Origin of the sequence: Mesorhizobium shonense (genome assembly GCF_040545255.1) — a bacterium.
Lineage (GTDB): Bacteria > Pseudomonadota > Alphaproteobacteria > Rhizobiales > Rhizobiaceae > Mesorhizobium > Mesorhizobium shonense.
Map to the genome: position 1 here is coordinate 1 of NZ_JBEPLM010000013.1, position 18437 is coordinate 18437.

Consider the following 18437-nt stretch of genomic DNA (forward strand, 5'->3'; position numbering starts at 1 on the left):
GCGGTGGTTGACCAGGCTAAGGTTGGCTTGCCGATCAGCGTGTTCGTGTCGATCAAGCTCGAACGCCAGCGTGAGGAGGAACTCGATCGGTTTGCCGCGGCGGTGGCGCGATGGCCGGAGATCGTCGATTGCTATCTCATGACCGGACAGCGGGACTATCTGCTTCGTGTCGTGGTGAAGGACCTGCCTGTCTACGAGGCGTTTCTCAAGCAGAAACTGACGAGACTCGAAGGGGTGGCCTCGATCGAATCGAGCTTTGCTTTAGACCAGTTCAAGCAGTCGACAGTTCTGCCGATGATGTAGGTGCGCCGCAACGCGCTCCAGAGAACGAAGAGGGGCCAGCACCGTCGAGCCGGCATGCTGACCCCTCTGAAGCCCGCAGCGCTTTCCAAGGAGATGGGACACCTAGCGGCCAGCAGACTTGCAGTTGCCGAGGATAACGGCATCAGCGCCGAAAGGAAGAGGGTGAACGCCGACGGTTATGCCCTGCGGCGCTTCGAAAGCGTTCGCAGTAGATCAGATTCGTCGGTGGTGCCGTCATGGAAAAGTTGGAACAGTTCCGTGGCCAGGAATGCACGCTGCTCCCGGTCTTTCTTGGCTAGGCGGCGCTCATTGCACAAGCGGTCAAACACCCGCTGGAGCATATCCAGATCAGCGGGCCAGTAGACACCACTGGAACGCGACACTGACATGGCCGCCGCCCTCGGCGCGGTTTATGCAGACTATCTCATAGAACGGGTTCGGACGCGAAGAGAATACCGTGTTCAATTGTGGAACGAATTCACGGCTTGGTGATTTGCGGCGTAGCGGCCGATCCTCCAGGTGTAACCGCTCCTAATTGCAGGAGGCCCGTCGCTTACGCTCATTAGCTGCGATGGGCCTTTTTTGTTGGAACAAATTCGTTGGCGCTGGGTTCTGGCTGACTGGGGACGTTTCCTATGGCTGAGAACGATCAAGAACGCGCCGAGCGCGTGCAGGCGCAGAAGGACTTTCGGGTGCAGTTTCTCGTGCGGGAAACCGGCATTACCGAAGCTCAAGCACGTGACCTTATCAAGATGCTCGGCAACAGTCCGAACTCACTTCTCCGCGAGGCGCGGTTGCTGGCAAATGATTAGCCGACAGTCCGCTTAGGCGAGCGGGTTAGGGAGTGGCGAGAACCAGCCTCAATCAATCGAACGGCATGCCTTCTTTCTTGACGGCAGCCTCGAAAGCGACTCGGGATATCATCGGGCGACAAATCGCCGGCCCGTGGCGAACACGCTCCGGAAATCATGTGGCGACCGATGCAGGCCAGTCTCTTTCTCAACGGACGTGAGGCAGGTTTCCGCAGAGGTATATGGCCAGTTTTGTTGCCGCCCGCTCCTGTCCCGCCGAACACGAAGATATGCGAAGGGGACCGTGACGGAGTCTGGAAATCTTCGATGTTGATACTGGCAAGGCCGCGAAGCTAGGAGCAAGAGAACAGCCACGAACCGTCACCCTTGATGACCCTCTTTGGGGAACCCATTCGCTGGCTGTGAATTGTTGCAATGTGGGTCGGTTCAGATTTGGGACCGTCTCTCGCAGCGAGCCCGGCGCCTATGCTCCCTAGCATGCGTCGGGCTTTATCTTATCCTCGACGCTAGAACCGCGCCGCCAATGCGGGCGGCTTCGTGATGTGCCCTCCCCCGGCGCGTTTATCCTGCTCGCGATCGCGCTCTTCTTTTCCGTAGGTGCCTTCACGGATTCTACAGAACTGACGCCAGTCGACAGTGTGATTTGCAGAGGTCCCGTCCAACTTGCCTAGTTTCGAATGCGTAGGGTTGGCCGAATGTCTGCCATATTTGGGGTAAAGGCTGGGGCATTCGGGAGGAATCCAATGCCGGCACTTACCCTGGCAGTCGAGATTGCAGACGCGGTAGCAGCGGCGAAGAAGCAGCGGCAGTCTTCGTTTGACGTGAAATCCAAGGCAAGGGAACTGGCGACGGCCCACCCCAATTCAGGGGCCAGCGTCGGTGATGTTACAGATATTCTCGAACAGGAGAGCTTGGCTGCTGGCCTTGTTCCGGTATGAGAGCCGGACCTCTAGCCCTCCGCTTGCACCCGAGCCTAAGCCACCGTAACGGGCCCGGGTCCACAGGGATCACTTTTTGACGATTGGGGCGGCCCGGAAGCCACCGCCCTTTGCCTCAACCGAGGCAACTTCCTTTTTGCGCGGCATGCGGTTCAATTCGCCGGCTCGTGCGCCTAGGCAAGCCGATCCAGACTTCGGTCAGCGCTCGGGCACTCATTTCATTTCCAGCGGCTTGTGGTTGGGCTACCGGTACTCCCATACGAGTTGTGGAGTGTTGCCGGCAGCTGCTGCGGCCTTTTGTTGGCTTGCGGGTGTGACTCTTCGGATGTCCTGCTGGGTGGCGTCGAGGTCCGCGCCCCGCCACGTCGTGGGTATCGACAGTATGCTGGGAAATCGATTCGCGGAGATAGGCAACTGGGTAGCGGATCAGGCCGATGTCATTCACGAACCTAGGGCCGTATGCGTATAGGCGACCGCAATCGAGCCAGTTGTCGGAACAGCCAATCACGACCTTGGCTTCAGATTGGCGCAATTCGATTTCGTCGGGCAGGGATTCGAGGAGCACCCTGATGGTGTCTGCCCTGAGCAAAGTCCCGTCCAGCCTCCATGTGGATGGGCTTCGAGAGCTGCACGACCGGATTTTATGTGCGCAGCACTGCGACGACGACCCTCGCCCGCCTCAGCGCCGCTCTGACCCCCCCCGCAACCTTCAGACCGCCTCGGCGTTTGAACGAGGCCCGAGGTTCATGGGCAAGGAATATCAGAAGCGCAAAGACGGTCTGTCGCACCTTGACTTAGAGACGGCGGCCGGCGCGCTCGATATGCTACAAAACCGGATTCTGAGAGAGAACGGCTAGCCGCCCCCAGAGTGACCGCCCCTTTCTTCGGTACTGATCTACTGCCCATGCATCGGAACATTGTGGCGGAACCGATTATGCAATGATATCAATGCCTTGCTATATGAGTGAACTTGCGTACTGAAAACTAAAAAATCCCAAACCTTAACGCGCTGTTAAGGTTACGAGTATGTGAATTCGGACGAACTCGCTTGCGGTGGAGAGGTCATTTGTAACCGCGCGTGCAACCACTCCACTCCTGGGCGGTATGGCTTGGATATCCCGCCCAGAATTGCACTAAGGTCGCAGCCCGGGACATCGTCGAGCGGTGGGCTCCTGCTGGTCAAGCGCCCAATGAAACCTTGGGAGCATCCGCGGATGCAGGTTCCAGCAACGGCACGCTTCGTGGACTGTGCCGTGCCAATCGGTGCACTTGCCTTCTCGACGGGCGCTATTCATTGGAGCGTTTGCCTACATGTCTGAGTTGCGGCACCTTGGTCGCTTTGATAGACAAGGCCCCCTCCCCTGCGCTTCCGGACGACGGTAGCCTTCAGAGATGATTGCCGCAGAGGCGAGTTGCACGTGTACAACGACGGCGTCCTCTTCGAAGCATCGAGGCGAAGCTAGAACAGCTGCCAGTAACTTGGTCGAGATACCTCGCTCCGTGCGGCGTTGTGTCCGGGCCCGCAGGGACTCGCGCAAAGCAACTGTCGCATGGGAGAAATTGCCACCAACTGTACGAGCTGAAGCTGCTTCTTTTTGCTCCGTTTTCGGTCATGTGGCCCCCTGAGCGCGGCTGGGCCCGCCGCATTGATGTCCCAAGGATCGCTGCGGCGGCCTCGGCCGTCGCGTGCGCGGAGGATAACCCAAGCCGCGTGGTCGGCAATGCGAAGCAACAGGAGTTGCACACGTACAACTTTTGCCGACATGAGAACGCCGCTCCGGTGGGGAACTGCGCCCAAGCATTGCGCAAAGGGGTTCAGCCCACAGTGTCGGAGGTCAATTGCGCTACAGCCCCCGGCATTTCAAGATCGGTGGCGGAGCGAACGCTGCGCGAGTCGCGGCCATACAACAGGTCTGGACTGAGCTCAATTCGGCCGCTCGTCGAAGGGCTCCTTCTTTCTCGCGGCTTTCGATGCTCTTTCGCAAATCCAACCTCGCCAGATCGGCAGGCGGTGGAGCTAGCAGCGTTTGCCGCGCTGCGAGGCAGGATTAATGGGGTTCAAAAAGATCGGTCGTCGAGTGGCTTGCCAGATCCCAACAGGTGGCCCGGATCCGGCTCGGTGGGCGGGGCCCGCCAAGCATGGCACGGGCACAACTGTCGCCCGGGTGCAGCCAAAGGACGGATTAGTGCGGCGAAAGACGGCGCACGTCCAAATACCAAGGTGGCGGGTCGGCAAGAGCCTCGCCGGCGCCCAACTGTCGGTCCCTTCGGTCCGACGCCTATTCCGGGAGGTCGCTTGATGTTCCACGGGATCTCCCAAGGCGGACGAGCATTCGCCGCCGTGGTTCAGCCAACGCAACGTGTCACGGGAGGTGTGGTGACGAAAAGTTGCACACGTACAACTACGATGGCAGCGGCCGACCCATCGCCAACAATTGGGCCTGGCGGCCAGTCGCTGGGATGACCGCCTCGATTTTGCGGTGACGGCGTTCGCTACGTGTCCAGGAGGAAGCTCGATGCCACGAGCCCAGCCAACGTCAAGACGAGACGGGGTCGGGGCGAGGCGGGGAAAGTTGCACACGGACAACTCCTGAGTAGCCATCTGCGCCGAAGCCCGAGAAAAAGGCCTGCGTGTCGCTAGGCTCGGGTGCATTTGCAGGGCGCTCGGCTGAGGGGAAGGAGGGGCGGTGCTCTCGCACGAAAGCGGTCGGGGCAAGCGGGCACAAAGATACCCTGAAAACAATCAGTAGCCTCTGATAGCAGGCGATGGAGTATGCCTGCACCTGGCGCGCCATTATTTGTGTAAATTGCAAGCCGCCGGCGACTCACTTTAGGAGCTTGGCTCGTTAACCTTTTGGTAACCAAAAAGCATTTGTCGGCAGTTCAGAATCAGTCCATCCTGATCAGCGCATTTACGTCGCCCTTTGGCCAAAATGCGCAGATCAAGAGAGGGCCGATGTTGGAGAAAGTCAACCAGAGCGTTCCAACGGGCGAAAGCCTTCGCGAACTCATTGCCGCCGACGCCACCGAACTGTCACGGCAGCTGCAAGCGCACCAGGCGAGGATATTCCCGCCGACCGCGCAGAAGGGCATGCGCCTGTTTACCCCAGGCGAGGCCGCAGGTTTCATCGGCATTCACGAAGGCTATCTCCGGCAGATCGTTTCGGAGGGACATGGCCCGCAACCGCAGGCGAACGGCAGGCGATTGTATTCGGTGGAAGACATCGACCGGCTGCGTCAGGTGCTCGACGAACAGAACTCAAAGGGACCTGGAAAATACATACGCCACCGTAGGGCAGGGGAGAAGCTCCAGATTCTGTCGGTGATGAATTTCAAGGGAGGCAGCGCCAAGACCACCACGGCTGCCCACCTTGCCCAGTTCCTGTCGTTGCGCGGCTACCGGGTGCTTGCTATCGACCTCGATCCGCAGGCCAGCCTGTCGGCGATGTTCGGCCATCAGCCCGAACTGGATGTCGGGCCCAACGAGACCATCTACGGGGCGATCCGCTACGATGAGGAATGCCGTAGCATTCTCGAGATCGTGCGCTCGACCTATACGCCCAACCTTCACCTTGTTCCCGGCAATCTCGAACTGATGGAATTCGAGCACGAAACGCCAAAGGTATTGGCGAGCCGGCAGCCAGGCACGATGTTCTTCGCCAGGCTTGGTGAATGTCTGGCCGAGATAGAGAGCGCCTACGACGTGGTCGTCATCGACTGCCCGCCGCAATTGGGCTTCCTGACCCTGTCTGCCTTGTGCGCGGCCACGGCCGTCATCATCACCGTGCATCCGCAGATGCTGGATGTAATGTCGATGTCCCAGTTCCTGCTCATGACTTCGGATCTGCTGAGCGTCGTGGAGAACGCCGGCGGCAACACCGATTATGACTGGATGCGTTATCTCGTCACCCGGTTCGAACCCAACGATGGTCCGCAAAGCCAGATGGCCGGGTTCATGCGTTCGATCTTTGGCAATCGGGTTCTCGAAAACGCCATGCTCAAATCGACCGCGATCTCCGACGCAGGGCTGACGAAGCAGACCCTCTATGAGGTTGAACGCGGACAATTCACGCGCGGGACCTATGATCGTGCCCTGGAGAGCCTGACCCTTGTCAACGGTGAGATCGAGGAACTGATCCGCAAGACCTGGGGGCGGAAATAGCCATGGCCCGCAAGAACCTCTTCGAAGTGTCCGAAGCCACCAGCGAACAGTCTCAACCAGACGCAGCTAGAACGGCGCTTGTAAGGCCCCTGATGGGCCTGGACAGGCCTCTAAAGCCCGGCCGTCCGGTGGGAGCCATCTCGCAATCGCTCGAAAACATCAACTCGCGCGCACAGCGAGCCGAGGAGATCGAGCGTAAGCTGTCGGAAGGGCAGGCGATCGTTGAACTCGATCCCGGCCTGATCGACCAGTCGATCGTCATCGACCGCCTTGGGGTCAGCGATGAAGTGCAAGCCGGCCTGGTCGCGCAGATCCGTGAGCATGGGCAACAGGTGCCGATCCTGGTGCGTCCGCATCCAGACAGCGACGGTCGCTACCAGGTGGCCTACGGCCACCGGAGGCTGGCTGCGGTCAGGCAGCTTGGCCGACTGGTTCGCGCTGTCGTCAGGGACCTGAGCGACGAGCAGCTTGTCGTCAGCCAGGGCCAGGAAAACAACAGTCGCAGCGACCTTTCCTATATCGAGCGGTGCTATTTCGCGGCCAAGCTCGAAGCCAAGGGTTTCTCGCGCGACATCATCATGGCCTCACTTGGCGTCGATAAAGCGGCACTCTCAAAAATGATAGCGCTTGTCGCTCGTCTGCCGGCGGACATCATCGAAGCCATAGGCACCGCGGAATCGTTCGGGCGCCAGCGATGGGCGGAACTCGCCGACCTGCTCGACGAGCGCGGCAAGCGCGCCAAGGCGCTGAAGGCCATCCAGGAGCCGGAATTTGCCGCGCGTACCAGCGACGAGCGCTTTCAGGCTATCCATGATCTCGTCAAGACCACCGCAAAGAAGCCCGAAAGGACGGTATGGGCCGCCGCCAACGGATCCCGGCTGGTCAACATCAGTGACAGTGAAGCGAAGATGACCTTCGCTTTCGACAAGCGCATCGAACCGGAATTCGCGAGCTTCGTGCGGGAGCGCCTGCAAGCGCTCTATGACGAGTTCCGGCAACAGGTAACGGACTAAGGAGCACTCAACCGCAAAAGAAAAAGGCCCCCGATCGTCACCGCGCGGAAGCCCTTCTCAGTCCGTAGCAGCTCTGAGAATCGCAAATCCACGAATCACTGTCAAGAGTCTCGGCGTCGTTTTGGCGAGCAGGTTTCTTTTGCCTAGCAATAGGCGGAAGGGAAAATGGGAACGCATATAGCAACGACGCCCTTTGGGCGGCGGCCGATGACGCTTGGGCAACTCGCCAACCAAGTCGCTGCCGGTGAAATTGACGAGAAAGCCCGGGCTTCGAAGTGGCAGGTATTTCGCGATATCCGAGAGGCCAAGGAGGCGCTCGGCGCGACCGATCGTGCCCTGGCGATCCTGAATGCGCTTTTGTCGTTTCATCGCGCGGACGAGCTCACAGCAGAGGAAAGCCTGATCGTATTTCCTTCCAATGAGCAGCTCATCCGTCGTGCCAATGGCATGTCGCCGGCAACACTGAGGCGTCATCTGGCTAACCTGGTGACAACGGGCCTTGTCATCCGCCGCGACAGCCCGAATGGCAAGCGATTTGCGCGAAGAGGGGAGGGCGGTGCGATCGACCAGGCCTACGGGTTCGATCTCTCGCCGATCCTTGCGCGGGCAGAAGAGTTCAAAGCCCTGGCAGCGGCCGTCCAGGCCGAGCGCAAGGCGCATCGCCTGGTCAAGGAGCGCCTCACCATCAGCCGGCGCGACGTCGTCAAGATGATCGAGGCCGGCATCAACGAAGGCGTTCCTGGCAATTGGCAAGGGTTCATGCGCCGGTACGAAGCGATTATCGCCCGCTTGCCGCGGACGGCTGCACGCTTGACCCTCGAGACGATCTGCAACGAGCTGGAAGATCTTTGGGTCGATGTGCATCAGACCTTGGAATCGTTCATTAATTCGCAGAATCCGAACGCCAATGAGTCCCAATCTGAGCGCCACATACAGAATTCAAACCCACATGTTTCTTCTACCGATGAATCTGAATACGGCTTAGAAGAAACAGGTGAAGCGAGCGGCGTTGGCGTCAAAAATGACAACGTGCGCGCCTTGCCGAGCCGGGATTTGCCGCTGGGCATGGTGGTGGATGCCTGCCCTGAACTTCTGACCTTGGCGCGCGACGGACATATCCGGACATGGCGCGATTTTGTGGAGGCCGCGACCCAGGCCCGGCCGTTCATGGGCATCAGCCCCAGCGCCTGGCAGGAAGCAGTCGAGGTCATGGGGCCGGAAAAGGCCGCGATCACGGTAGCGGCAATCCTCCAGCGGTCCGACCGCATTGCCAGCCGTGGCGGCTATCTGCGCAATTTGACAGAACGGGCGCGCGACCAGAAGTTCTCGGTGTGGCCGATGATCATGGCGCTTTTGCGCGAAAAACTGGATGCGCACGCCAAGGCAGCCGGCAACAACGGAAGGTCTGTAACCGATCCCGCCGACGGCGATCGAGGTGTTACTGTGGAGATCAGCGAAGCGCTGCGCAAGAACATGAAAAAGAAGGGCTGGGAGCGGTGAGGGTGCTGGCGCCAGGCGTCGCACCATGGCGAGTGGTCCGCATAAGCCTCAGGCTATCTGTGGGGCGGTGCGGATCCTGGCTGGCGCCAGCTCAAAAGCGATATGCGGGTGGTGAGCGGTACTGCGTGGATGTCGACCAGACCCTATTCCAACTGCTTATCCGTCTCGACGCTTTCGGCCGCGTCGGACGTTTCGCTAGGTCGCTTCGCTCGGCTTATGGGAGTTCAATCTCGCCGTCTACCACGTGGTTAAGGTCGGTGCCCTCCGCCGTCAGCGTCATGCGGACGTTTAACTTCTTCTCGCCGCCGATTTGCCCTTCGCGCGCCGTCTCCTCGATCTTGCGCTGGGAGGTGACGCCGACTTCCTTCAGGAACTTGCGGATCGACATGTTGAAGGCGTCTTCGCTCATGGCCGAACTCCTCTGTGTCCGGAAGGGATTGTAAGGGAAGGCAAGGGATCAAGGAAGCAGGACGTGACGCTCGGTCCCATAGAAACAGATCCGAGCCGGGAGGAGGTATCCTTGAACTTGATCGGCCCTTGGAAGGAGGAAGAGCGGGCGCTTGCTGCCAAGCCGCTACCTGAATCGTTTCCCAATAATGCACAGGGGCCGTCTTTGTGCGGGTAGCAATGTTCCCGAGAGAACGGCTGGGGAAGCGTCAGACAATCAGCCTTGCCGCGCGTCCCAACTGCCGTTCCGCGTCGTTGTAGTAGCGCGAAGCTTGGCTGATCGATCGGTGCTGCGACTGCTGCATGGCTTCGACGAGGGGGATGCCACGGCGAGCGGTTTCGGTGAGGTAGCCGGCGCGCAGGCCGTGCGCGGAAATCAGCTGCGTATCGAGGCCTGCCGCGGCGGCGCGGCGCTTCAGGATCATGTTGACGGCCTGCGGGGTCAGCGCCCGCGGCTCGAGATTGCCCCAGCGGTCGATGCCGCGAAAGACGGCGCCTTCGGTGATCCCGGCCCGCGCGAGCCAGTCTTTCATGGTCAAAACCGGCCGGCCGATGAGCAGCACGAAGGCGTCGGTATCGGCTTGGGTCGTCTTGGTGCGCCCGAGGTGGATCGACAGGCACGGCAGTTTCTCGCTGTTCGGATCCTTCGGGTCGACGGGGACCGGATCTTCGTCCCTGAGCTGCTCGGCACGCAGGCGGGCGACCTCGCTGCGGCGGCGGCCGCCGGAGGCAAAGGCGGTGAGCAGCAGGGCGCGGTCGCGCAGGTCGACCAGCTTTTCGCCCGCGCAGGCCTTGAGTAGCGTGACGAGAATATCGGCGGTCACTGCCTTGCGGCTCTTGCGGCCGCGTGGCCGGGCGCTGGCGCGGACCGCGAGCTTGATGGCGCTCTGCAGGCTCGGCGCGTTGAATCGGCCCCTCAACCCCCGCCATTTCGTCAGCGTCGACCAGCTGGAGAGCCGCCGGCGCACCGTCGCGGGCGCATGCGGACCGTCGCTGCGCAGCAGGCCTTGCTCCTTCAGCGCAACTGCCACGTCTTGCGGCATGCCGTGCGCCAGATCGGTTTCGCGTCTGGCCGGGTCCCAGAGGTGGTGGGCGACGAACTTGATCAGCAGCGCCTCCGGCGCCGGCCAGGGCAGGGGTCTTCCGGTGGCGGCGAGCGACCACGCCTCGAGATAGCCGAGGTCGGAGGCGAGCGCGCGCAGCGAATTCTCGCCGATGCCTTCCTTGGCGAGGTGCCGAAGTGTGGCGACATCGTCGTCGGTGAGGAGCTCGGCCAAAAAGTCGCGGCGGTCGAAGGGCAGCACGGAATCGAGCGCGTCGAGGGCTTCGGCGCGCTGAACAACGCCGCGGTCTGGCGGATCGCCAAATTCAGCCGTCATTGGCGAATGGTCCCAGAACGACGACGGCTTCGCCGTGCGCGGCAGCGGCCAGCTTGCGGTCCAGCGTGGCGAGCGGCAGAGACCGCTCCAGCGCCAGCGCCAGATAGACTGCATCGTAGGCGCTCAGCCCATGCGCTTCGGCGAGCGCCATGACGCTAGCGTCCGCGCCCTGACCGGCATCCTCCAGCGGCAGGCGCCGCAGCCGGCCGAGCGCGGCGAGCGCCTCGCCGTCGTGGATGCGCCCGCGTCGCCGGGCGACAAGCAGGATGCTGCGGATTTCGTGCCAGAATAAGGATGGCACGGGGCAGCGGCCGCCAAGTCCCCCTACCAGCGCCTCGGCGGCCTGGCTGTGCTCCTCCGGCAGCAGCCAGGCGGCGGCGATGGACGCATCGAGGATCAAAGACATCAGTAGCGGTGCCCCTCGTGCTTCCAAGCCAGAATCTCCTCGGTGGTGACAGGCTTGGCGCGGGCCCGGGCGGCGCGGACCTCTTCGATTAGGGCGGTGAGGTCGGTATCCTTGCGGATCCTGCTGAGTTTGGCGATCGGATCGTTGCCGCGGGAAATGATCACCTCCTCGCCGGCTTCGACCTTGGCCAGGAGCTCCGACAGATGGGTCTTGGCTTCGGCAACCTTGACGGTGATGGTCATGACGGCGTGCTCCGGAAATTGGGCCCTGTGGTCGAGCGCAGCGTGGCCTGGCCCGGCGATCGGTGTTTTGGGCGACGATAGAGCCAAAAGCAGAGGTGGTCAACCGGTGAACCATCTCACTATCGATAAGAGATACTTATCGACAGTGATATAGCCGCCAATGGAAACCACCTATAAGTCAAGTTAAATGGCAGATAGCTGGACTATCGCGAATCAGCTATCGTGAAATCAATGACTTACGACATCGCCAAGCTGCCTCTGGAAACCCTCATCGGGCCGGTTGCCCGCGCCACCGAGCTGTTGGCTCGCCTCGACGAGCGGCTGTTCCGCTCTCCCATTCGTGAGGGCTGGATCGAGCGGCAGAATTTTGCTGACGCAACCGCTGCACTTTGGCTCGAGGGCGAGCTCGTCCACCTCGAGGACCTGGTGCTGCACGACGCGCACATGGATGTCCGAGCGCCGACCCACGAGCTCACCCGCGCGCATGCGGTTTTGCGCGCCAGACGGCAAATTATTTCCCGCGCTCCGGACTGGGCGCTGAGCCGCGAGGGCCTTCGCCAGCTCACCGGCCGCGGCGCGGCGGAGCCGGCAGAAGGAGGCCGGGAAGGGGAGGGGAGTTTTGTGCCAGCGCTTGGCGCTGACGAGCCGATCGACACGGACGAGCCGGATCCGCTGGCGCAAGAGTTGGCGGCGATCGACGCCGTGCTGGAACGGTCGACCAAGGTGCTGGAAGGCGGAACGGCAGCGGCTCGCAAGGAGGCAGCGCCAAAAGCCGATCGTCCAGCTCTGGTCTACGATCTTGACTGGGACGAAGATGTCCGGCTGGCCGAGTGGCAGGGTGTGCTCGGTGAAACGCGCCAACTGCCGGTGATCCTGCGCGCGGCGGTTCTGTTCGACACATGGTCCAGCATCGACGTGCTGCAGCATGCGTCCTGGCTGGGGCCGTTGCTGGTGTCGGCACTCCTGAGGCAGGAAGGGCTCGCCGGCTGCCACCTCGCCTCACTGCATCTCGGCGCCAAGAATATCCCAAGAGAGCGCCGGCGGGCACGCAATCGCGACGACCGACTATTGGCCTGCATCGACGCCGTACAGGAGGCGGCGCTGGCGGGATTGAAGGAGCATGATCGCCTGGTGTTGGCAAAAAGCCAGATGGAGCGGCGGCTGCGTGAGCGCCGCGTCAGCTCGAAATTGCCAGGCTTGGCCGAACTCGTCATGTCGCGTCCACTCGTCTCCACGGGCATGATCCAGGACCGCCTTAAAGTCTCGAAGCAGGGTGCGCTCAACCTTGTCAGCGAACTCGGCCTGCGCGAGATGACGGGCAGGGGAAGGTTTCGGGCGTGGGGAGTGATTTGAGCGCCGCGGAGCTGCTTTCGTGACGCGGACCTCAGCCAGGGACATCGCCGTTCCATTTATCTTAAGCGCCGACGCGAATGCGCTGGTCAAGAGAAGTTCGCGTCTTGCGCGCTTGCTTGAAGATTGCGCCCGCTGGGTCACAGAGGCTGGCGCGCTGCCGCCCCGCCGTTTTCGCGGCTTCTGTTGCAAGCCATGATACTGGTCTATGGGCGCCACGCCAGCGACCGCGAGGAACAGGAACTGTCCGCCCAACTCATGGGGTTTCTCAGCACCTCATTTGGAAGCGGCGAAACTACCCACGCCTGGCCGCAGCGCTTCTCACGAGAACTCGTCACGCCATGGCGCGCGATTGCGCGCAACTCCGAACAGGAGTGGACGTCTGCGACGAGATGATTTCCGGCACCGATCCGGTGCGCGATCTGGATGTGCCGTTGATGCATTTCGCCGGAAGGATGGAGGGAACTGGTCGGGTCAGCCTGAGCACCCTGCACAGCGCGAAGGGCAGAAAGTTCGACGCGGTCATCATGTACGGCGTAAACGCTTCCAAACATCCCGAGCGCGCGCGATAAGCAGACACCCATGAGCCTTCGCGAAGCCAGGCGCTTGTTCTACGTCGGGGTGACGCGCCCGAAAAAACACCTTAGCCTGGTCTTTCAGGAGCACCACCATTCACCATCGGTCCCAGAACTGTATCAACGAAGTCAGCAGGATTGAAGCATACATAAGCTGCCGCAGCATGACGTTGTCCCGAAGTTGACGTGGGCAGTTTTGTACCTATATATTCCCGAGGTCAACCACAGAGGTCGCCATGGCTCGCGCGGCGCCAAACACAAGCACCATAAAGTCCGACAGTCTGCAGGCAACGTTTCTTCGGCGCGCCACATCGGCGCTCGAGCGCATGGCGGCAACCGCGTCGCCGAAAACGCTCTCCGAAGCTCTGGCGGCTCCGACCGATGCCGGATCGCTCGCACGTCTTCTAAGCCGGTCCGATGTCGTGGGGCCGGCCGTCATTGAGCTCGATCCGCTGGTTCCAGCCCTTGCCAGGAACGTCGAACATCGCAAGCTCTTGATCGAGCGCGCGGGCGGCACTTTGTCCGCCGAAGATGCGGGAAGTCTGCTCGGCATCTCGCGACAGGCCGTGGACAAGCGTCGGCGCGCCGGGTCCCTGCTCGCCCTCCGGGAGGGAAGCGACTGGCGTTACCCGGCTTGCCAATTCGATAATACGGATGTCGCCGCCGGCATTCCGGACATTGTTCAAGCTCAGGCCTCGTCTGGGCCGTGGGTGGCTCTGGACTTCCTGCTTGCGCCTGATTCCGCCCTTGGAGGGCGCTCTCCGCTCGAGGCTTTGAAGGCTGGCGATCGGGAGGCAGTCTTGCGCCTGCTGCGGAGCGAGGCGCAGGACGGGTTTGCATGAAGTCTGGAAGTCGTCGGACCGCGCCGCGTGGCCCATCCGGCGCGGCGCCCCCGCCGCCCGATTGGCTTGGAAAGATTTCGCTACCTATCGACGAAATCGGCCCGGGACAGGTGCTCTACCGCGTTCACCGATCGTCGTTCGATCCGGTCTTCTTCGGTCCAGGTTCAGGCGTGCCGCCAACGAACCGCTTTGACTGCGCAAGCAGTCGGTTCGGTGTCCTCTATTGCGGACTGACCCTTCGTGGCGCACTGCTGCGAAACCCGCAACGCCTCATGGTTGCCTCGACAGACATCGTTGGCCGGTCCGCGACGAGCCTCGTCTGCCCCCGGGCGTTGCGCGTTGTGCGTCTCCATGGGGCGGGTCTTCAAATCGTTGGCACAGATAATTCAATCTCAACCGGACCGTATGAGCCCTGCGCGCGTTGGTCCGATGCCCTGTGGGATCACGAGGACAAGCCAGATGGACTAGCCTACCAGTCGCGCCATGATTCCGGTGAAACCTGCCTTGCTCTCTTTGAACGACCGGACGTTCGCCTCACGGCCCAGCAAACGCGTCCCTTGTCGCAGATGGTGAGAGAAGTGGCGGAGGTTCTCAATATCTTCGGCAAGTCGGTATCCGAGCCGTCAGCATAGACCAATCCTCCAGACTTCGAATCTGGCGATTGCAGGTTCAAATCCTGCCGGGCGCACCAAGATCAACATCTCACCAGCTGGCAGTCCTAACATCAGCCCCACTTGCCAAATAGGCGACCGGCCGTTGCACCTGCGGCGGCACAGAGCAGGCAGGCCCCTGGAGCTCAAGTCCTATGCAAGGATAAGAAAATGGCAGACGAACCGAACCGGAATCCGACTGCTGACGAAATCGCTGGTATGCAGTGGTGGAATTCGCTTGCGTGATAGCCATCCGCGTCCTTACGTTCCGCCATTTGAGACGGCAATCGAAAGCGACAATCGGCCGAGCTTTACAGCCAAAAAGGAAAGTCGGCGGCCCATCTTTCAATGGGCATTGCCTGAACCCGCCGACCTGCGGATTGCCAGTGGCCCCGCGATTCACAGCTTTGCCGGAACGAAGGTGTGCCGTCTAGCAATGCAGGCGTGTACAGTTCCAGGTGCGGAAGTTTTCAAGACTCTGCATCAAACCGCAGCCGCCGGATCCCGGGTTTTTCGTTCTGTGGCCCTGCACGGGCTGGCGGGCAGCCAGGGCCTATGAAGAAGCGCAACGGGAGGGCTTCCGATACTGGCGGAGGTTCCTGACAGGGCAGGAATCCCGGCTGGGAAATTCGACGGTGTCGGCGATTTCTTGTAGGAGCACCAGTCGCTGCCGTCATTCTCTGGCGGCGAAGCCGAAAGGCCCGACAGGGCCCGTTGTGGTCACTGCTCGGCGCGGAGCAACATCCGAGCATGGAACAGAACTCGCTACATATAAGTCATGCCCGCCGAGATGACCTGCCGACTCTGCTGGACTTGTATCAGCATCTTGCTCCAGGCGATGCGCGTCCGATGCCGGACCGCGCAGAGGAAGTGTTCGACCAGTTCATGGCCTTTGGCGGCAGTGCAATTCTTATCGGTGAGGTCGGCGGGGTGCTGGCAGCATCGTGTTCCCTGGTAGTCGTGCCTAACCTCACTCGCGGCGGGAGCCCGTATATGGACTGATCGAAAACGTTGTAACACGCACCGACTTTAGAAACCGAGGCTTCGGCAAGCGGCTCCTGCTTGCCGCATCAAATGCTGCGTGGCGGGCGGGCTGCTACAAGGTCATGCTGATGACGGGTTCGAAGAAGCCTGCAGCGATCAATTTCTATCTCAGCGCAGGTTTCGAACTCGAAGACGGGGTTCCAAAAACGTCGCATCCCTAACCGAGCCGAGTCATAACCGAACGGCAGAAATGCCCGAGAAAAGGCCATTCGGCAGAGTCAGGCCGAACGGCAATCGCCATACGGTCTTACGGTTGACTCGCCACCTCTTTTCCGACACTTTGAATTGGTCAGGCCAATTTACCGATTCATATTGGCTTTGGACATTGCCTGGGAGGTTGGGCATCGATGCCGATCGAAGCCATCGTTCCGCGCCGGCTGTACCGGCAGGTTGCCGATCAGCTTCGGCAATTGTTCGACAGCGGCGAATACGCAGCCGGCGATCGCCTTCCCACCGAGCGTGAGCTGGCCGAGCGCATGGGCATTTCGCGGCCGACTATCCGCGAGGCGCTGATCGCGCTTGAAGTCGAAGGCCGCGTCCGCATCCGGGTCGGCTCGGGAATTTACGTGACCGAGCCGCCCCGCTCGGCTCCGCCGCCGAGCGCCGGAGAAGGGCCGTTCGAGCTTCTGCGGGCCCGCGAATTCATCGAAGGCGCAATTGCCGAGGAAGCCGCCCAGCATGTGAAAGCCGAGCATATTCGCATCTTGGACAGGGTGCTCGGGCGGATGGACCGGCAGCGCCACCCGACCAGGACCACGATTTCACTCGACCGCGAGTTCCATACGGGCGTTGCGGCCATCCTCGGCAATGCCGTTCTCGTGCGCGTCGTCGGCGACTTGTTCGACCAGCGCATGAATCCCTATTTCGAGCGGCTTTCGAGCTATTTCGAGGATCGCACCACCTGGCAGGCGGCTCTGGAGGAGCACCGAGCGGTGCGCGACGCGCTCGCGGCGCACGACCCCGGCGGGGCGAAGGCCGCCATGCGGCACCATCTGCGGCTGTCGCAAGAGAGGTTTTCGCGCAATTTCGGCGAGGGGTCCGCTGTCGCGGAGACTGCCGGGAAGAAGGAACCGCCCATCATTCACACGGAATGACCGGGCGCGGCAGTTCGGACGATCATCACAGGGAGGAGATCTTGCCATGAAATTCCGATACGCAGCAATTCTCGGCGCCATCGCCGCACTCGCCTTGCCGTTCTCGGCGGCATCGGCGCAGACCGCATTGAAATGGGCGCATGTCTACGAGACGTCCGAGCCTTTCCACACCGAATCCGTGTGGGCCGCGCAAGAGATAGAGAAGCGGACGAACGGCCGTTACCACATCGACGTGTTCCCGGCCTCGCAGCTCGGCAAGGAAGCCGACATCAATCAGGGTCTGACGCTCGGTACGGTCGATATCATCATCTCGGGCTCCAGCTTCGCTGCGCGCGAATTCCCGCCCATCGGCGTGACCTATTTTCCCTACACTTTCCGCGATGCCGATCATCTGCTCGCCTACACCAAGAGCGACATCTACAAGCAGCTTACCAAGGGCTACGAGGAGGCCTCCGGCCACCACATCGTCGCGACCACCTATTACGGCACGCGGCAGACGACCTCCAATCGCCCGATTGAGAAATGCTCCGACATGCTGGGGCTGAAGATGCGCGTTCCCGACGTGCCGGCCTATCTGGCCATGCCGCGCGCCTGCGGCGCCAACACCACGCCGATCGCCTTCGCTGAGGTCTATCTGGCGCTGCAGAACGGCACCGTCGAGGCGCAGGAAAATCCGCTTACCACGATCGAAGCGAAGAAGTTCTACGAGGTCCAGAAGAACATCGTGCTGACCGGCCACATCGTCGACCATCTCAACACGATCGTCTCGCAATCGCGCTGGTCGCAGCTTTCGGATGAGGACAAGGCGATCTTCACCGAGGTCATGCAGGAGGCGGCCGCCCGGGCGACCAAGAAGATCGTCGAGCGCGAGCAGAAGCTCGTCCAGTTCTTCAAGGACAAGGGCGTGACGGTGACCGAAGTCGACAAAGCCGATTTCGAGAAGGCGGTAACGGAGAAGGTGAAGTTCGAGGATTTCGGATATCGCAAGGCGGACTGGGAAGCGATCCGGGCGGTCAAGTAAGCAGCCCGGGCCCGGCGCCTGCCGCGCCGGGCCTTCTTTCTCGACCGAAGCAGCCAAAAAAATCCCGTTCTGCTGGAGCCGTGCCGATGACGCCAGAGGTCCACACCCAGGTCACCGCCGAGGAACTCGCCCACTCCTTCGAGGAGGAGGCGGTGCCTGTCGATCTGTCCCGCTATGCCGTCGAGGATTGGGTGACGCTGGCCGCTTTCTGGGGCATGGTGGTCTGCGTCTTCCTGCAGTTCTTCACCCGCTATGTCTTGAACAACAGCCTCGCCTGGACCGAGGAGGTCGCGATCAACTTTCTCGTGGTCGTCGTCTTCCTCGGCGCCGCGATGTGCGTGCGCCTGTCGCGCCACATCCATGTCGACGTGCTCTACCACTATTTGCCTGCGTCGGCCGGGCGCTTCCTCGCCCTCTTCGTCGACGCCGTCAGGATCGGCTTCTTCGTCTACATGTGCGTGCTGATGTGGCGGTACGTGTCGATCGTGGCCCGGGAGCGGATGACCACGATCGACCTGCCGCGCAACGTCTTTTTCTACGCGGTGTTCGCCGCTTTCGCCCTCATGCTCGTCCGATCGATCCAGGTCTTCGTCGGGAATTTAAGACGCGGCTATTCCGTGCTGGAGCGCCCGGGGGCGTTCGACGGGATCGGAGAATAG

Annotated in this window: 20 protein-coding genes, 1 tRNA gene and 1 pseudogene; 18 read left to right on the forward strand and 4 right to left on the reverse strand. The window is 61.4% G+C overall.

The annotated features are described in order from the left end of the window. The 7 genes from ABID26_RS27180 to repC form a co-directional block, all read left to right on the forward strand. A partial coding sequence (locus ABID26_RS27180) for an Lrp/AsnC family transcriptional regulator (RefSeq protein ID WP_354417089.1) occupies positions 1–303 on the forward strand: 303 nt, incomplete at its 5' end. A 635-nt stretch (positions 304–938) separates the two neighbouring features. After that, positions 939–1115 carry a hypothetical protein gene (locus tag ABID26_RS27185; RefSeq protein ID WP_189521602.1) on the forward strand — a complete coding sequence of 59 codons (177 nt, stop codon included), beginning with the start codon at positions 939–941 and terminating at the stop codon, positions 1113–1115. A gap of 743 nt (positions 1116–1858) precedes the next feature. Continuing rightward, a complete protein-coding gene (locus ABID26_RS27190) occupies positions 1859–2053 on the forward strand; it encodes a hypothetical protein (RefSeq protein WP_126098620.1) in 195 nt (64 codons plus the stop codon). Positions 2054–2622: 569 nt separating this feature from the next. Beyond that, a complete protein-coding gene (locus tag ABID26_RS27195; protein WP_292371776.1) occupies positions 2623–2910 on the forward strand; it encodes a hypothetical protein in 288 nt (95 codons plus the stop codon). Between the two features lie 2099 nt (positions 2911–5009). Continuing rightward, positions 5010–6215, forward strand: coding sequence for a plasmid partitioning protein RepA (repA, locus tag ABID26_RS27200; protein WP_126102601.1), 1206 nt, complete (start codon positions 5010–5012; stop codon positions 6213–6215). A gap of 2 nt (positions 6216–6217) precedes the next feature. Continuing rightward, positions 6218–7228 (forward strand): plasmid partitioning protein RepB, encoded by a 1011-nt coding sequence (gene repB, locus ABID26_RS27205; RefSeq protein WP_126098619.1) that lies wholly within the window; start codon positions 6218–6220, stop codon positions 7226–7228. Between the two features lie 165 nt (positions 7229–7393). Beyond that, complete coding sequence (gene repC, locus ABID26_RS27210; protein ID WP_292371778.1) at positions 7394–8728, forward strand: plasmid replication protein RepC; 1335 nt, start codon at positions 7394–7396, stop codon at positions 8726–8728. A gap of 214 nt (positions 8729–8942) precedes the next feature. Here the strand turns inward: repC and ABID26_RS27215 are convergent, their stop codons facing one another. The 4 genes from ABID26_RS27215 to ABID26_RS27230 all read right to left on the reverse strand — a co-directional run bounded on the left by ABID26_RS27215 (position 8943) and on the right by ABID26_RS27230 (position 11202). Then, complete coding sequence (locus tag ABID26_RS27215) at positions 8943–9137, reverse strand: DUF6494 family protein (RefSeq protein ID WP_126098617.1); 195 nt, start codon at positions 9135–9137, stop codon at positions 8943–8945. Positions 9138–9384: 247 nt separating this feature from the next. Next, positions 9385–10554: a tyrosine-type recombinase/integrase gene (locus tag ABID26_RS27220; RefSeq protein ID WP_126098616.1), complete on the reverse strand. Its 1170-nt coding sequence runs from the start codon at positions 10552–10554 to the stop codon at positions 9385–9387. Then, positions 10544–10960, reverse strand: coding sequence for a type II toxin-antitoxin system VapC family toxin (locus tag ABID26_RS27225; RefSeq protein ID WP_189521486.1), 417 nt, complete (start codon positions 10958–10960; stop codon positions 10544–10546). The genes ABID26_RS27220 and ABID26_RS27225 overlap by 11 nt, the downstream gene beginning before the upstream one ends. Next, positions 10960–11202 carry a type II toxin-antitoxin system Phd/YefM family antitoxin gene (locus ABID26_RS27230; protein WP_125002582.1) on the reverse strand — a complete coding sequence of 81 codons (243 nt, stop codon included), beginning with the start codon at positions 11200–11202 and terminating at the stop codon, positions 10960–10962. Before ABID26_RS27230 ends, ABID26_RS27225 begins: the two co-directional genes overlap by 1 nt. A 231-nt stretch (positions 11203–11433) precedes the next feature. Between ABID26_RS27230 and ABID26_RS27235 the strand changes: the two genes are divergently transcribed. The 11 genes and pseudogenes from ABID26_RS27235 (at position 11434) to ABID26_RS27285 (ending at position 18437) form a co-directional block, all read left to right on the forward strand. Next, a complete protein-coding gene (locus ABID26_RS27235; RefSeq protein ID WP_354417094.1) occupies positions 11434–12555 on the forward strand; it encodes an RHE_PE00001 family protein in 1122 nt (373 codons plus the stop codon). A 338-nt stretch (positions 12556–12893) separates the two neighbouring features. Further along, positions 12894–13124, forward strand: coding sequence for a 3'-5' exonuclease (locus tag ABID26_RS27240; RefSeq protein ID WP_354417096.1), 231 nt, complete (start codon positions 12894–12896; stop codon positions 13122–13124). A gap of 10 nt (positions 13125–13134) precedes the next feature. Beyond that, a complete protein-coding gene (locus ABID26_RS27245; protein ID WP_354417098.1) occupies positions 13135–13269 on the forward strand; it encodes a hypothetical protein in 135 nt (44 codons plus the stop codon). Between the two features lie 94 nt (positions 13270–13363). Next, a complete protein-coding gene (locus tag ABID26_RS27250) occupies positions 13364–13969 on the forward strand; it encodes a MerR family transcriptional regulator (RefSeq protein ID WP_292367269.1) in 606 nt (201 codons plus the stop codon). Further along, positions 13966–14493, forward strand: a pseudogene (locus ABID26_RS27255) (RES family NAD+ phosphorylase); the annotation flags it as partial. The gene ABID26_RS27250 and the pseudogene ABID26_RS27255, both read left to right, overlap by 4 nt. A gap of 57 nt (positions 14494–14550) precedes the next feature. After that, a tRNA-Arg gene (locus ABID26_RS27260) sits at positions 14551–14660 on the forward strand. Positions 14661–15369: 709 nt separating this feature from the next. Further along, entirely contained in the window at positions 15370–15621 is a 252-nt protein-coding gene (locus ABID26_RS27265; RefSeq protein ID WP_354417100.1) for a hypothetical protein, read from the forward strand. Beyond that, on the forward strand, positions 15621–15824 hold the full coding sequence (locus ABID26_RS27270; protein ID WP_354417170.1) for a GNAT family N-acetyltransferase: 204 nt from the start codon (positions 15621–15623) through the stop codon (positions 15822–15824). The genes ABID26_RS27265 and ABID26_RS27270 overlap by 1 nt, the downstream gene beginning before the upstream one ends. A 186-nt stretch (positions 15825–16010) precedes the next feature. Further along, positions 16011–16757 carry a FadR/GntR family transcriptional regulator gene (locus tag ABID26_RS27275; protein WP_354417102.1) on the forward strand — a complete coding sequence of 249 codons (747 nt, stop codon included), beginning with the start codon at positions 16011–16013 and terminating at the stop codon, positions 16755–16757. Between the two features lie 46 nt (positions 16758–16803). Then, a complete protein-coding gene (locus tag ABID26_RS27280) occupies positions 16804–17778 on the forward strand; it encodes a sialic acid TRAP transporter substrate-binding protein SiaP (RefSeq protein ID WP_354417104.1) in 975 nt (324 codons plus the stop codon). An 86-nt stretch (positions 17779–17864) separates the two neighbouring features. Further along, complete coding sequence (locus ABID26_RS27285; RefSeq protein WP_354417105.1) at positions 17865–18437, forward strand: TRAP transporter small permease; 573 nt, start codon at positions 17865–17867, stop codon at positions 18435–18437.